We start from the raw sequence: 16,470 nt of genomic DNA on the forward strand, positions 1-16,470 counted from the left end.
AATATTAATTATTTGAAATTTTTTAATTAATGGCATATTTATGGTTTTATTGATGTCAAAGAAAATAGTTAAAATGGATAAACAAATTCAACCAAAAAAGAAAACCACTAAAAAAATGTTAATATGGGGAGTACCAATTGTAGTATTAATAAGTGTTTTTTTAATAAATACAACACGTAAAAAACAGGTAAATTTAAAACAAGACAATGTTACAATTAAAACAGTTATACGTGGAGATTTTGAAGATGTAGTTTTATTCAATAGTACTGTAGAACCAAAAACATCTGTATTAGTAAACGTTATTCAAGGAGGTTCTGTTTCAGAAATTTTTGTAGAAAGTGGACAACTACTTAAAAAAGGAACTCCATTGCTAAAAGTCTACAACCCAAATGCAGAATTAAATTATTTAACACAAGAAACTGCTATGATAGAGCAGATTAATAATTTAAGAAATTTAAGAGTAAGTATTAAAAATCAACAATTAAGTTTAGATCAACAATTGTTAAGCATTGATAATGATTTTAGAAATGCCAAACGTCAATATGAGTTAGATACAAAATTGTATGGCAAAGGAGTAATCGCTAAAAATGATTTTGACAAAACAAAACAAGAACATACGTTTCAAAAAGAAAGAAATGAAGTTATTAAAAAAAGTGTTTCTGAAGAAAAGAAGAGTAGAGATGTACAGTTATCTAGAATAAATACTTCATTACTAAATATGGAAAAAAGCTTAGAATTATTACGTAAAAATAGAGAAAATTTTACAGTAAAAGCACCTGTAGATGGCTTACTCTCTTCTTTTAATCCGATTTTAGGAGAAAATTACAATCAAGGTCAGCCTATTGGTAAAATGGATGTTTTAGACGGATACAAATTAGTTGCCAATGTTGATGAATATTATATTTCTAAACTAAAGGAAGATATAAACGGTAGTGTGGCTGTAAATGCAAAAAAATATGATATAAAATTATCAAAAATATATCCAGAAGTAAAAAACGGACAATTTAAAGTGGAACTGTTGTTTAAAAAAGACACTTTATCAGAAGATGTAAAAAGAGGAATGTCTTTAAAAACAAAAGTATTCTTATCAGGAAAAACAAAAGCATTATTAATTCCAAAAGGATTGTTTTATCAAAGTACAGGTGGTAAATGGGTTTTTGTATTAAATGCTGAAAACAAAGCAGTAAAGAGAGCTATAAAAATAGGCAAAGAAAATCCTTTCTATTATGAAGTTTTAGAAGGATTACAAGAAGGAGATCGTGTAATTACTTCTAATTATGATGATTTTAAAGAAGTAGAAGAAATAAATATTGAATAAGATTTAGTTGGGCAGTATTCAGCCACAGTTTTCAGAAATGTCAGTTCGAGTGATTTTTCTGACGCAGGAAGAAAAATTGTATCGAGAACTAATTAAAAATAAATAAAATTTAAAAACATACAAAATGATAAAAATAACAGATTTAATCAAAGTTTATAAAACAGAAGAAGTAGAAACAACCGCTTTAAATAAATTAAGTTTAGAAGTAAAAAAAGGTGAATTTGTTTCTATCATGGGCGCATCTGGTTGTGGTAAATCAACTTTATTAAATATTATTGGTTTACTAGATGCGCCAAATAATGGAAGTTATTTGTTTGATGAAACAGAAGTTGCAGGTTTTAATGAAAAACAAAGAGCAGCAATTAGAAAAGCAAATATTGGTTTTGTGTTTCAAAACTTTAATTTGATTGATGAACTTACTGTTTACGAAAATGTAGAATTGCCTTTAATTTACAACAAAGTAAAAGCGTCTGAAAGAAAACAAAGAGTTAATGAAATTTTAGAAAGAATAGGAATTGCACACAGAGCAAAACACTTTCCGTTACAATTATCTGGTGGGCAACAACAAAGAGTTGCTGTTGCAAGAGCTTTGGTAACGAACCCAAAATTGATTTTGGCAGATGAACCTACAGGAAACTTAGATAGTAAAAGTGGAAATGACGTTATGGAATTACTTACAGAATTGCATACAACAGGGGCAACTATTGTTATGGTTACACATTCTTCTTATGATGCACAATTTTCATCAAGAATTATCACTTTAAAAGATGGAGAAATTATATCAGAAAAAGAAAATGATCACAAAGTTGATGTTTTAATCAAATAATATATCCACAAAAAAAACATAACAAATGATACAAACTTGGTTTAAAATATTTTTTAGAAATAGTAAGAAAAATTGGTTAAATATCTTGGTGAATATACTGGGTTTAACTGTTGGTTTTGCAGGTTTATTAATAGTATTGTTATACTTAAATGATGAACAAAGCTATAATACAAACAACCCAAATGTAAATGAAATTTATAGAGTAATTCATAAAATGTCTGATGGGAATATTTGGGCAAGTAGTACCAATGTTGAAGGCGAAAAATATTTAGTTGATATTCCGGAAATAACAGATATTTATCTAAGTAATTCCTGGATGGGTGGTGATATTGTAAAAACAGATAATAAACAGTTATATGTTTATGACATATTAAAAGGAATGTCTAATTTCTTTGATTTTTTCCCTTTTGAAATTATAGAAGGGAGTGCAGAAAATTTTAAGGAGGCAAGAAATCATTTAGCAATTTCTGAAGAGCAATCCAAAAAACTATTTGGAAATAATTCCGCAATTGGAAAAACAATTGAATTATATGGTAGAAATTTTATTGTTACTACTGTTTATAAAATAACAGGAAAACATTATTTTATGCCAAAAATAGTGATTCAGTTTGAAGAGGAATTAGAAGGTCATTGGGGGAGTTTTGCTAATGTTTTGTTTGTAAAGACCCATAAAAATACATCATTAGCAACTTTAAATAAAAAAACAAATGATGTTTGGTATAAAAATGCAACATTACCATTAGCAAAAAAGGATGGTATTTCTCCAGAAGAATTTTTTGAAAAACACGGAACAACAGTAATCTTAGAACCTTTAAAAGAGACTAGATTAAAAACAATTGCAGATGATGCAGGGCCAGAAGGAAAAGGAAATTATCAATTAATAGTTATCATGCTTTCGTTGTCTATTCTATTAATCATAATTTCTAGTGTTAATTTTATAAACCTTTCTATTGCTTCTGCAACACAAAGAGCAAAAGAAGTTGGTGTTAAAAAAACATTAGGTCTCTCTAAATCAAATTTAATTAAAGAGTATTCTCTAGAAATTGTATTACAAGGCTTAATCTCTTTTATCTTTTCTTTAGTTTTAGTAGAATTGATATTACCTGTTTTTAATGATTTTATGAAAAAAGAGATTTCAATTTTAAATTTCAGTTTACTTATTCAGATTGCTATAATCGCCTTATCAGTATCCGTTTTAATAGGTTTTATACCTGCAATATATCTTTCTAAATTTAAAGCAGTAGAAGTTTTAAAAGGGAATGTATCTAGAAGTAAACAAGGTATTTTTGCAAGAAACTTAATGTTAGGTTTACAGTTTTTAATTTCTGGTTTTTTTCTTACAGGATCTTTAATAATTTATAATCAGGTAGATTATATGATGAAAAAAGATTTAGGTTATAATGGAGATCAAATTGTAGTGGTATCATTAAATGATTTTAATGATAGATATAAAAAGTACGAGCTGGCTAAAAAAGAATTAATTAAAAACCCAAATATTGATGTAGTTACTAGTAATTCTTATTCTATTGGAGGCGGTAGTTCTACTTCTACTAATTTAGATTTTAAAGACATTTCTGTACAGTCTTATGGTAATGCAATAGATCATAATTATTTAGATGTTTTAGGTGTTAAAATAGTAAAGGGTAGAGGCTTGCAAGAAGAAAAAGCATCAGATACTATAAAAAATATTTTAATCAATGAAACTTTGGCAAAACAGCTAAATATTTATGATGATCCTATAGGTAAAAAGATTGATGCTGGTTTTGGAGATGAAGATAATGATGGTAATAACTTACAGGTTATTGGTATGGTTAAAGATTATCATACAATGGGTTTAGACAATAAAATACAACCAACATTTATGTTTCACTGGAATACTTTTGATTGGATGAAAAACAATTTTTGGCAAATGCAGATTAAGATAAAACCAAATAATATACCAGAAACATTAGAATATATAGAAAACTATTGGCAAGAAAATATAGAACAAGGATATCCTTTTAATGCACAATTTTTAAATAAACGTTTTGCAAGAACTTACAAGAAATATCAAAATCAAAAAACGTTATTTTTAGTTTTAACATCAGTAGTAATTATTATTTCATTGTTAGGTTTGTTTGCATTAGCAACACTTACTATTCAACAGAGATTAAAAGAAGTTGCAATTCGTAAAACTTTAGGAGCTTCGGTAAAAGAAATTATGTTTCAGTTGATTAAAAGTTTCTTAAAAATAACGGTCATTGCTTCATTAATTCTAATTCCTATTGCATATTACTTAATGGAAAATTGGTTAGAAGATTTTGTTTATAGAATAGATATGCCAATATTACCGTTTATAATAACTCCAATAATATTATCAATTTTAGTCTTTTTAGTTGTAGGTTTAAAAGCATACAATGCCACAAAAATAGATTTGATTAAATATTTAAAATTTGAATAATTTTTTAAAAATTAGTCACAAATTAAAAATAGCGTAGTCTTTTATGTAACTTTAATACATTTTAAAACTAACTTTAAACAAAAATCATGAAATTAAAATTAACTATTTTCTTTATATTTTTAGTATCGATCAGCAGTAATTTAAAGGCACAAGAAACTATTAAACTAAATCAAAGTTTTGATAAAATTATTGTAAGTCCACACATAGAAGTTGTCTTAAAAAAAGGAAATGAAGCAAGTATTGTAATTGATGATATTATTGTTGACAGAGAAAAATTTCTATACGAAATAGAAAAAGGAACATTGCAAGTATATTTAGAAGGGGCTAAAACCTACACAAAAAACAAAAAAATAATTAAGAATAATTACGAACAGAAAGTTCCGTTATACAACAATAGAGTTGTAAAATTAATTATTACGTATACAGATGTAGCTATATTTTCTTTAAGAGGAGAAGAGAAAATAACGTTTCAAACTCCTTTAACTCAACAAGAATGTACACTTAGAATTTATGGCAAATCAGAAGTAACAATAAATACTATTGATGTTGATAAATTAGATGTTTCTATTTATGGAGATAGTTTTTTAAAGATTGAAAACGGAAAAGTAAATCAACAAAAGTTAACAGCATACGGAGCAAGTAAAATAATGGCTGCAGATGTTGCTTCTAAAGAAACAAAGTTAACGGCTTACGGAGATGGCGTTTTTCAATTAAATGCATCAGAAAAGATAAAAGTTACTGCTTACGGAGAAGCAACGGTTCTTTATAAAGGAAATGCACAATTAAAAAAAGGTCTTGTTATTGGAGAGTCTACAATTAAAAGAGTTCAGTAATTTTTGGGCGTTCCCAAAGGTCGGGCTTTTCATTATATCTTTTTGTGAAAAACAAAAAGGATGCCATTGCAATCCCTAACGCAAAAAAAAACAGCTTTTAGATTTTTTCTAAAAGCTGTTTTTTTTTATATATGAGATTAAGACCTATAATTTTATTTTTTTAGGTTTTCTTTCTCTAAATGTTCCAGCAAATAGAAGACCACCAATTATTGCCATTAATATAAAAGCAACTTCTTCAAATAAGTTGGCAGAAGCAGTAATAGAAGGGTTAAAGAAAGAATTACTTAAACCCATAAAAGATTTACTTCCAGGTACCAACATAACAATACCTTGTGTTAAATAAACAGATTTTGGTGTTTTAGAAATTCGACCAAATATTCTACTGATTCCTACAACGGCCAAAGTAGCTATAAATGTACTTCCTAAAATACCTAGACCAGAAGACAATATAACAGCCATAAAAAAAGCAAAAATACCTGTTAAAACTCCAAAAAACATATCTTTTTTTCTAACCTGAAATATTGGTAAAACTGTGATAGAAAATACGGGAATAGCCAAAAAGATAGTCCATTTTGGTAGATTAGAAACATAAAATGTTAAATCAATATCTATTAAAGATGTCATTAAACCTAAACCGAGTATTACACCAAAAAATTGTTTAAATAAAACCACAACAGCATCAAAAAGTTTTGCACCTCCTGCAACTAAACTTTTAGAAGTTATTTCTTCTAAAGCCGTTGTTATAGCTAAACCAGGAATAAAAATAATGATAGAAGCTAAAATGGTTAAACCTAAATTAAAATCAGGAAAAATATAGGTTAGTAAACAAGAAATAATTGTAACTACTAAAGCAGATAATGATTCGAATACATTTTCTATATATTTAGATTTTGTTGCTAAAAACACAAAAAGATAAGTCAATGCTCCTAGTAATAAAGCAAATCCAAAAGAAATCCAGTTTGTACCAATCATCATACTAAAAGATCCAGCAGCAAAAGCATGAGCTAAGGTTAAATAATAATGATTAACCTCTTTGGTTTTTGCATGAATAATTTTTAATTCTTCTTCAATTTCATCTTCGTTAATTTCTTCATCAATTACTTTATTGGTTAATTCATCAATTCTAGAAAATGCTCCTAAATTTAAAGATCCAGGCGGAATCGATTCAATATAATTATAAGAATTTTTATCCTCATAAAACACATAATTTATCCAAGTAGGTAAATCCATAAAACTACCTGTAATGCCTTTTGTATCGGCTACTTGTGTTAGGTAAGATTGAATTTTATAGGAAGGAATTCCATATATATGCAAGGCTTTTCCTATGTCTACTATAAATTGATATTTTTTTGGAACTTTCATTTTTACTTACTCAATAATTTGATTCTATTTTTGATTAAAACCCAAAAAAAGGGCTTTTTGTAAAGCCCTTTTTTTATTATATATTATAAGGACAATATTATTTTGTTAACCAGTTTTTAGCGTTTACAAATGCTTCTAACCAAGGGGTAACTTCATCTTTTCTATTTGTAGGGTAATTTGCCCAATTCCATTGAAAAGTAGAACGCTCTATATGAGGCATTGTAACTAAATGTCTTCCAGAAGCATCACACATCATTGCGGTGTTAAAGTCTGATCCATTAGGATTATTAGGGTACCCTTCATAACCATACTTCGCTACGATATTATAGTTTTCTTCCGATTCTGGTAAGTTAAATTTTCCTTCACCATGAGAAATCCAAACACCTAATTCTGTACCTGCTAAAGAAGATAACATTACCGAATTATTTTCTTGCACTTTTACAGAAGTAAAAGAACTTTCGTGTTTTTGAGAATCATTATGACCTAATTTTCCGTGTACTTTATGCTCAGGATTAATTAAATCTAATTCCATCCACAATTGTGCTCCATTACAAATACCAACAGATAAAGTATCTTCTCTTTTAAAGAAGTTTTTTAATGCCGTATTTGCTTTTTCGTTGTATTTAAAAGCACCTGCCCAACCTTTTGCAGAACCTAAAACATCCGAATTAGAGAAACCACCAACGGCTCCAATAAACTGAATATCTTCTAAAGTTTCACGACCAGAAATTAAATCTGTCATGTGTACATCTTTTACGTCAAAACCAGCTAAATACATCGCATTTGCCATTTCACGTTCAGAATTTGAACCTTTTTCACGAATAATTGCTGCTTTTGGTTTTTCGACTGCGCTCGAAATAACAGGAAGTTTACCAGTAAAATTCTCAGGAAATTTATAAGTTAAAGGTTGTTTTTTATAATTGTCAAAACGATCTTGCGCTAAATTATTAGCTGTTTGTTTTTGATCTAATAAGAAAGATGTTTTGTACCAAACATCTCTTAATTTAGCAACATCAAAAGTAAATGCATCCTCATTATTTTTAATGTTAACAGTACCAGAATTGTTTGCTGTACCAATATTGAAAACAGCAATTCCCATTTCTTCAAATTCTTTTTCTACAGAAGCATCTGCTTGAAAAACAATTCCTGCATTTTCTGAGAACAATACTTTTATAGAATCTTCTTCATTTAAATCAGAAATATCAAAATCTGCACCTAAATTTACATCTGCAAAACACATTTCTAATAAAGTTGTTATAAATCCACCAGAAGCAATATCGTGTCCTGCCTTAACTTTATCCGCTTTAATTAATTTTTGAATTGTATTAAAAGTTTTCTTTAGGTAAGACGCATTTGTTACATCAGGAGTTTCGTTACCAATAGCATTTAATGCTTGGTTAAAAGAACTACCGCCTAATTTATATTCGTCTTGAGAAATGTTGATATAGTAAATATTTCCTCCATCAACTTGTAAAAGAGGTTCAACAACTTTACTAATTTCGTTACAATTTCCTGCTGCAGAAATAATTACTGTACCAGGAGAAATTACATCGCCATCAGGATATTTTTGTTTCATTGATAAAGAATCTTTTCCTGTTGGAACATTGATTCCTAAATCAATAGAAAACTCTGAAACAGCTTTTACTGCTTTGTATAAACGCGCATCTTCACCTTCATTTTTACAAGGCCACATCCAGTTTGCCGATAAAGAAATAGCATCTAAATTATCTTTTAAAGGAGCCCAAATAATGTTGGTTAAACTTTCTGTAATTGCATTTCTACTTCCTGCTTCTGGGTTTATTAATGCCGAAATAGGAGAGTGGCCAATTGAAGTAGCAACTCCTTCTTTTCCGTTATAATCTAATGCCATAACTCCAACATTATTCAACGGAATTTGCAAAGGCCCCACACATTGTTGTTTGGCAACTTTACCACCTACACATCTATCTACTTTATTTGTTAACCAATCTTTACAAGCCACAGCTTCTAACTGTAAAACTTGCTCTAAATAGATTTTTAAATTCTTGGTTTTATAACGTGGATTTTTATATTTTCTGATGACAGTTTTATCTGTCATTATTGTTTTTGGCGATGAACCAAACATGTCTTCTAAAGCTAAATCCATTGGTTTTTCACCAGTAGTTTTAGATTCAAAAGTAAAACGATCATTTCCTGTAACTTCACCAACATCATAAATAGGAGAACGTTCTCTATCTGCAATTTTATGTAAAGTTTCTAAATGTTTATCTGCAATAACTAACCCCATTCTTTCTTGAGATTCGTTACCAATAATTTCTTTTGCAGATAAAGTAGGATCTCCAACTGGTAATTTATCTAAATCGATTTTACCACCTGTATCTTCTACCAATTCAGATAAACAATTTAAATGTCCACCTGCTCCATGATCATGAATAGAAACAATAAAGTTTTCATCACTTTCTACCATTCCACGCACTGCATTTGCAGCACGTTTTTGCATTTCTGGATTGGAACGTTGTACTGCATTTAATTCAATTCCTGAAGCAAATTCTCCTGTGTCAGCAGAAGAAACTGCTGCTCCACCCATTCCAATTCGGTAGTTTTCACCACCTAAAATTACAATTTTATCACCTTCTTTAGGAGTATCTTTTAGAGCTTGGTCTGCTTTTCCGTAACCAATTCCACCAGCTTGCATAATTACTTTATCAAAACCCAATTTTCTTGCGGGAGAATCACTAACAGAAGCGTTTTCTTCGTGTTCAAAAGTTAATACAGAACCCGTAATTAAAGGCTGACCAAATTTATTTCCAAAATCAGAAGCTCCGTTAGAAGCTTTTATTAAAATATCCATAGGAGTTTGGTATAACCAATCTCTAGCTTCGAACTTTTTCTCCCAATACCTAGTTTCTTCTAAACGAGAATAAGAAGTCATGTAAACAGCTGTTCCTGCTAAAGGTAAAGAACCTTTACCACCAGCTAATCTATCTCTAATTTCTCCTCCAGAACCTGTTGCCGCCCCGTTAAAAGGCTCTACAGTTGTAGGGAAATTGTGTGTTTCTGCCTTTAATGAAATTACAGAATCAAAATCTTGTGTTTGATAAAAGTCTGGTTTGTCTGCCGTTTTAGGTGCAAATTGTTCCACTTTTGGACCTTTTATAAAAGCAACATTATCTTTGTAAGCAGAAACAATGTCGTTAGGATTTTGTTTAGACGTTTCTTTTATCAATTTAAATAAAGAAGTTGGCATTTCTTCTCCGTCAATAACAAAAGTTCCGTTAAATATTTTATGTCTACAGTGTTCTGAATTTACTTGGCTAAAACCAAAAACTTCAGAATCTGTTAGTTTTCTTCCAATTTTAGTAGCAACACTTTCTAAATATTCAACTTCCTCATCACTTAAAGACAATCCTTCTTGACTGTTATAAGCAGCAATATCATCAATTTCTAAAATAGCTTCTGGCTGAATTTCGATAGAAAAAGAATCTTGTGTTAAACTTTTAAATTTTTCAGAAATCATTGGATCAAAATCAGAAAAATCTTCTGTAGAAGCTACAAATTCTTCAATTCTGATGATATCAGAAATACCCATATTCTGAGTAATTTCTACTGCATTTGTACTCCAAGGAGTAATCATGGCAGCTCTTGGCCCAACAAAAAATGCATCGATTGACGTTTCTTCTATCTTAGGTTGATTGGCAAAAAGCCATGTCAATTTAGCAATTGTTTCTGTAGTTAATTCTTTTGTTGTTTGAACAGCATATATTTTACTGTTTTTGTTTCCAAAGAAATGAATCATTATTGTGTTGTGTTAGCGTTTGTTGTAAAAATGCAAATTTACTTTTTTTCAATTTAAAACATCACATTAATTGAATCGAAATTTTTTAGTTATTCACTTGTTTATTAACCAAAAAAAAGACCGCCGAAGCAGTCTTTTTTTGTAAATGTATAATGTAGAAATTAATTTTTCATTATTTTTTTAGTAATAAATTGATTTCCGTTACTAATTTTTACAAGATAAATGCCTGATGATAAATTAGAAACATCAAGATTATTGTTAGTACTAGAAATTTCTGATGATTGTATCAATTTACCTATAAGATTATAAATGTTTACACTTACATCTTCTGTTGTATTAAAGTATAATTTATTAGCTACCGGGTTTGGAAACATTTTAAAGCCAGTAAATATTGATGTACTTACACTTGCTGTGTTAGAGTTGTAAATTCCAATTCCATCAACTGTATCTTTAGGAAGTTCTTCCCATTCACTTTCTGTATAAGTAGTATTTGGGCTAGTCACCGTTAATAATCTTCTAAGTGTAACATCTTGAGCAAAGCTTGAAGTTCCGTTTAAGTCTCCAATAATATCAATTAATACATCATTTTTAAATAAACCAACTCTGTCATCACCATTAAATGTCATAGGAGTAGAGTTTGGTATTCCTAAATCACTTTCATCAATTAATATTTCATTCCCTGTATTACTGTTAGTAATAACAAAAACATCATCTATACCGATAGAATAACCACTTAAAGCTAAAGGAGTTTCCCAAGAACCATTAGATTGTCTTGCTATAGAGTAATTAGATAGATCTACAATGCTACCAGTAAGATTTGCAATTTCTATCGCTTTTCTATAGTTTCCACCTTCAACATACTCAGAGAAAAATAATTCATTTGCAATAGCAGAACCATCTGTTGTTGTTGCACTAACAGTTGTAGATTGTGCTGATTTATTATCTGAAGCATCTTTGGCTAAAACACTTACAGCATAAGTAGTAGAAGTTACTAAATTAGAAACAGTATAATTTGTTTCTGTAGTTGTTGCGTTATAAGTATTATCAATATAAACATCATAACCAGTTACAGCGGTATCGTCTGTAGAAGCAGACCAATTTACTTTAAAAGTTGTACCAGAAATATTGCTAATTGTAACGTTTGTAGGTACAGTTGGTGCTGTTGTATCGGTTGTAGTTGTTCCGTTAACTGCTGTAGATTTTGCAGATTTATTACTAGCAATGTCTTTTGCTAATACAGATATTGCATAAGTTGTATTAGGTGTTAAGCCTGTAATTGTATAATTAATATCTGATGTTTGCCCTTTTAAAGTTCCGTCTACATAGATTTCATATTTAGATACCGCTTCATTATCTGTAGAGGCAGTCCAAGAAACATCTATTGTAGAAGTTGTAATATTACTTAAACTAATATCTGTTGGTACAGTTGGTGCTTCATCATCAGAAGTAATATAAATTCCCCAAGAATCTATCGCATTTTCTCCTTCCCAAATTCTTGTCGCTAAATACGCATTGTCTATAAAAGGATTTCTGTTTCCTTGTGCGTAAGTGGCATTAGAATCGTGGTAGGTATTTCTTTGTCTTTCAAAATCTGATACAGGATCTTCTACATTCCATTCTAAAAATAAATCAATCATATCATCACCAACGTTTGCATTGTTACCAATACCTACTCCATTGGGTAAACACTGGTCTCCGTAACGAATGTACATATACATCATCATTCTTGCAACATCTCCTTTCCATTCATCACCAGGATACCAGCCACCAGAAACGCTACCAGAATTACCAGAGCCATCAGCAAATTTTAAATTACCTCTTTGGCTATTATAAGTTACATCTGAAGGACGTAAATGATGAGCATCTGCACCTGGACCAGTTGAACCTAAATTAGGATTTCCTAAAGATTTAGCATAAGTATGTTCTCTGTTCCAATCTCCTTGATTTCCACTATTATCATTTACACCTCTTCTTCTAGCTGTTAAACCAGAAGTGGTGTCTTCATACCCGTATATTAATAATACTTCTTGGTCATTTTCAGGGTTTAAATCTGTAACTTTTAAAGCTTCCCAAACTCCAGGTGTATAACTTAAAGAGTTTGTATGAGCTGCAATTGTTTTTGCAGCTAATTCTTCTTTTAAGTCTAAACCTTCTTTGGTTAAATCTACATTGTTGTAATATTGTTCTTGTGCAAAGTTTAAAATTGTAGTTAAAAAAAGAGATAAAAAAAGTAGATGTTTTTTCATAATTGTAATAATTAAAAAAAACGATCCATTAAAAATGAATCGTTTTTTGTTAAAGTATAAATGTGTTAATTTTTAATTAATTTCTTTGTAATGAATTGTTTACCAGAATTAATTTTGATTAGATAAATTCCTTTAGAAAATTCAGAAATATCAATACTGTTTTTACTTTTTGTAACTTCTGTAGTTTTAACTAATTTACCTAAAACATTATAAACGTTAATAGTTGCATCTTCTGTTACACTAAAGTAAACATTATTTCCGTTTGTTGGGTTCGGAAACATTTTAAAAGATTCAAAAGTAAAGGTTGTGCTACTTAGTGTAGCGGTATGGCTACCAATACCGTCAAAAGTATCTGCTGCTAAAACATCCCATTCACTTACAGTATAAGTGCTATTTGGTACAGTTATAGTGCTTTTTCTACGGTAAGTTCCGTTTTGTATATGATTGCTAGAATTTCCTTCTTCACCAATTACATCAATTAATACTCCATTTTTAAATAAACCAACAGGGTCATTTCCGTTAAAGTTTAATGGAGAACCATAATTATTATCCTCATTGTTAGGTGGACCTGATAAATCAGATTCTGCTATAAGATGAGTATCAGAAACATCCGCATGTGAAACTACAAAAACATCGTTAGGTATAATGCTTGTTACATCTCCTGTATCTAATTTAAAATCATCTATCCAAGTAGTGCTTCCGTTAGATTGCTTTCGTAAACTATATCCTGCTAAACTAATAGTAGCACTAGATAAGTTTACAATTTCTATAGCTTTATTATTTAATTCACTAGGCTCTACATATTCAGAAATAAATAATTCTGTAATTCCGTTAGAAGAACCATCTGTAGTAGTTGCATTTATAGCTGTACTTTTAGCGGAAGTATTACCATCAATATCTTTTGCTAAGACCTCAACTGAATAGGTTGTAGATTTGCTTAACCCTGTTATTGTATGTGATAAATCTAATGTGTTAGCATTAAAAGTACCATCTAAATAAACATCGTAACTAGCTACAGCATTGTTATCTGTAGAAGCAGACCAACTTACTTTAAAAGAAGAGTCAGAAAAATTACTTACAGTAACATTAGTAGGAACACTTGGTGCTTCTGTATCTTCTAAGGTTGTACCATTAACAGCTTCACTTGCAGTAGAAAGATTATTAATAATATCTCTAGCCACAACTGTAAAACTATAGTTTGTATTTGTATTTAAGTTGTCTATTGTTAGGCTAGTGTTTGAAGTTTGTGCGGTTAAAACATCATCAACATAAACATTATAACCAGAAACCTCAACATTGTCTGTAGAAGCTGTCCAAGAAACATCTATAGTAGTTAAAGTAATATTACTTAAAGTAACATCGGTTGGAGTAGTAGGTGCTTCTGTATCACTACCCGTGTAAATACCCCATCTATCTTCTGCAGAAGTTCCTCCCCAAATTCTTGTAGCTAAATAAGGATTGTCTATAAAAGGATTTCTGTTTCCTTGTGCAGCATAGTTTCTAGTGTCTTCATGATAATTATTTCTAGCAATTTCAATATCAGAAACTGGGTCTTCTGCATTCCAATCTAAAAATAAATCAATCATTTCATCAGGCGTAAATTCTGTACTACCAACACCAACAGCAGTTGGCAAACAAACTTCTCCGTAACGTAAATACATATACATTATCATTCTTGCGGCATCACCTTTCCATTCATCACCAGGATACCAAGCAGGTGTATTTGCACCACTTAATCCATTATAAGTGTCTGAAGAAAAGTCTGAGTTACCAGAACCTCTACCATATTTTCTATTGTTTCTGGTAGAATTACGTGTTCTATCTGCAGCTCTTAAATGATGACCATCTGTTGCGGGACCAGGTACATCTGTATCTAAAACAGGGTTTGCCAAAGATTTAGGAAAAACGTGCTCTCTATTCCAAACTTCTGTAATAGAAGAGTTTCCTGTGTCTTGTAAATCTTTATCACGAGAGTAATCGTTTGTTATGTCTTGATCTCTTCCTTCTTCCCAGCCATAAAATAAAACAACTTCATCAGTGTTTTCTGTGTATTCATCAGTAGCTTTGGTAGCGTCCCAAACATCTGGGCCATTACTTGTATACTCTAAGGTTCTAGTGTGTGTTGCTATAATTTTAGCAGCCAATTCATCTTTAAGCTGAATTCCTGTTAAAGTTAAGTCTACATTAAAATAATATTGTTCTTGAGAAAAACCAATAGAAGTTAATGTAATAATAAATAGAAATAGTAGTTTTTTTATCATTTAGATATTGTTTAAATTAAAAATAAATACTTTCTTTTTCAGCAATTTAAAATATTATTTTTTTTCTAGTAAAGCCATATAAAATCCATCGAAACCAGATATATGAGCCAATACTTTTTTATCTTTTACAAAAGTAAAGTCTTTTCCGGCTTCTGATGTTAAGAAAGTATTAACTTGATCTTGATTTTCTGATGGAAGTACAGAACAAGTTGCGTATACCATTTTTCCGCCTGGTTTAACCATTTTAGAATATTGTTGTAAAACGTCTTGTTGTACTTTTTTAATATTGTCTATAAATTCTGGTTGTAACTTCCATTTAGAATCTGGATTTCTACGGATTACTCCTAAACCAGAACAAGGTGCATCAATTAAAACTCTATCTGCCTTACCATGTAATTTTTTAATTGGTTTGGTAGAATCGATTACACGCAAGTCAATATTATGCGCTTTATTCCTTTTTGCTCTTACTTTTAATTTACGAAGTTTACTCTCGTAAATATCCATAGCAATAATTTGTCCTTTGTTTTGCATTAATGCTGATAAATGCAGTGTTTTACCACCTGCACCAGCACAAGTATCAATTACTTTCATACCTGGTTGTACATCTAAATATGCAGCTACTAATTGCGATGAAGCATCTTGTACTTCGAAAAAACCATTATGAAAAGCTTCTGTTTTAAAAACATTGGCTCTTTCTGGTAATACTAAAGCATCTGGATGATTAGGTACAAATTCTGTAATTACATTTTCTGCTTTTAATTTCTTTTGAAGAATTTCTCTAGAAATATTTAAGGTATTTGTTCTTAAAATAACTTTAGCTTGCTCGTTTAAAGCAGCTATTTCTTTGGTCCAAACTTCTTCACCCAATTCAGAAGCACAAATTTCATCCATCCAATCTGGTATCGATTCTCTAAATTTTCTTGTTTTAGACAATTCTGCAAATCGTCCTTTAATCCTTCTTTCTGGTACATCTCCTATTTGATTCCAATCTGGTAACGGAATACCTCTTAAAATACACCAAACAGAAAATAAGCGCCAAATATTGTCTCTATCAAAAGGTACTTTTACTTCTGCAATTTCTGCGTATAAACGATTCCAACGTACAATGTCGTAAATAGTTTCTGCAACAAATTTACGGTCTCTTGCGCCCCAACGTTTGTCTCTTTTTAAGGCTTTTTCTACAGCTTTATCAGCATAAATACCTTCGTTAAAAATATCTCTAATACTGTCTATTACAGCAAAGGTTAAGTTTCTATGTAATCTCATTTTTTTTATTCTAATGGAGTGCAAATATACGTCAAATAAAAAAGTATTATTGTTTTCTTAAAACTATATATTCTTTAGAGGTATTTAGTCTATTTATTTAGCATAGAATGTCTAAAGTAAAGGTTTTAAGATTGTTATTTTAG

The 16,470-nt window shown here is 30.1% G+C and carries 9 protein-coding genes; 4 read left to right on the top strand and 5 right to left on the bottom strand.

From position 1 onward, the window contains the following. The first annotated feature begins 73 nt into the window (after positions 1-73). From ACJJVY_RS01545 to ACJJVY_RS01560, 4 genes are all read left to right on the top strand, one after another. Complete coding sequence (locus tag ACJJVY_RS01545) at positions 74-1,318, top strand: efflux RND transporter periplasmic adaptor subunit (protein WP_405604437.1); 1,245 nt, start codon at positions 74-76, stop codon at positions 1,316-1,318. A 124-nt stretch (positions 1,319-1,442) separates the two neighbouring features. Continuing rightward, on the top strand, positions 1,443-2,144 hold the full coding sequence (locus ACJJVY_RS01550) for an ABC transporter ATP-binding protein (protein WP_405604439.1): 702 nt from the start codon (positions 1,443-1,445) through the stop codon (positions 2,142-2,144). Between the two features lie 25 nt (positions 2,145-2,169). After that, a complete protein-coding gene (locus ACJJVY_RS01555; protein ID WP_405604441.1) occupies positions 2,170-4,584 on the top strand; it encodes an ABC transporter permease in 2,415 nt (804 codons plus the stop codon). Between the two features lie 86 nt (positions 4,585-4,670). After that, the gene (locus ACJJVY_RS01560; RefSeq protein WP_405604443.1) at positions 4,671-5,417 is read left to right on the top strand and encodes a head GIN domain-containing protein; all 747 of its coding nucleotides are present in this window, start codon (positions 4,671-4,673) and stop codon (positions 5,415-5,417) included. Between the two features lie 144 nt (positions 5,418-5,561). Here the strand turns inward: ACJJVY_RS01560 and ACJJVY_RS01565 are convergent, their stop codons facing one another. The 5 genes from ACJJVY_RS01565 to ACJJVY_RS01585 form a co-directional block, all read right to left on the bottom strand. Further along, positions 5,562-6,779, bottom strand: a complete 1,218-nt coding sequence (locus ACJJVY_RS01565; protein WP_405604445.1) for a threonine/serine exporter ThrE family protein — start codon at positions 6,777-6,779, stop codon at positions 5,562-5,564. A gap of 97 nt (positions 6,780-6,876) precedes the next feature. After that, entirely contained in the window at positions 6,877-10,554 is a 3,678-nt protein-coding gene (purL, locus tag ACJJVY_RS01570; RefSeq protein ID WP_405604447.1) for a phosphoribosylformylglycinamidine synthase, read from the bottom strand. 161 nt (positions 10,555-10,715) lie between these two features. Next, entirely contained in the window at positions 10,716-12,800 is a 2,085-nt protein-coding gene (locus ACJJVY_RS01575) for an endonuclease (protein WP_405604450.1), read from the bottom strand. A gap of 65 nt (positions 12,801-12,865) precedes the next feature. Continuing rightward, positions 12,866-15,061 (bottom strand): endonuclease, encoded by a 2,196-nt coding sequence (locus tag ACJJVY_RS01580; RefSeq protein ID WP_405604452.1) that lies wholly within the window; start codon positions 15,059-15,061, stop codon positions 12,866-12,868. 54 nt (positions 15,062-15,115) lie between these two features. Continuing rightward, a complete protein-coding gene (locus ACJJVY_RS01585; protein ID WP_405604454.1) occupies positions 15,116-16,327 on the bottom strand; it encodes an RsmB/NOP family class I SAM-dependent RNA methyltransferase in 1,212 nt (403 codons plus the stop codon). Between the last annotated feature and the right edge of the window lie 143 nt (positions 16,328-16,470).

This window comes from Polaribacter sp. Asnod1-A03 (genome assembly GCF_045063585.1).
GTDB lineage: Bacteria > Bacteroidota > Bacteroidia > Flavobacteriales > Flavobacteriaceae > Polaribacter.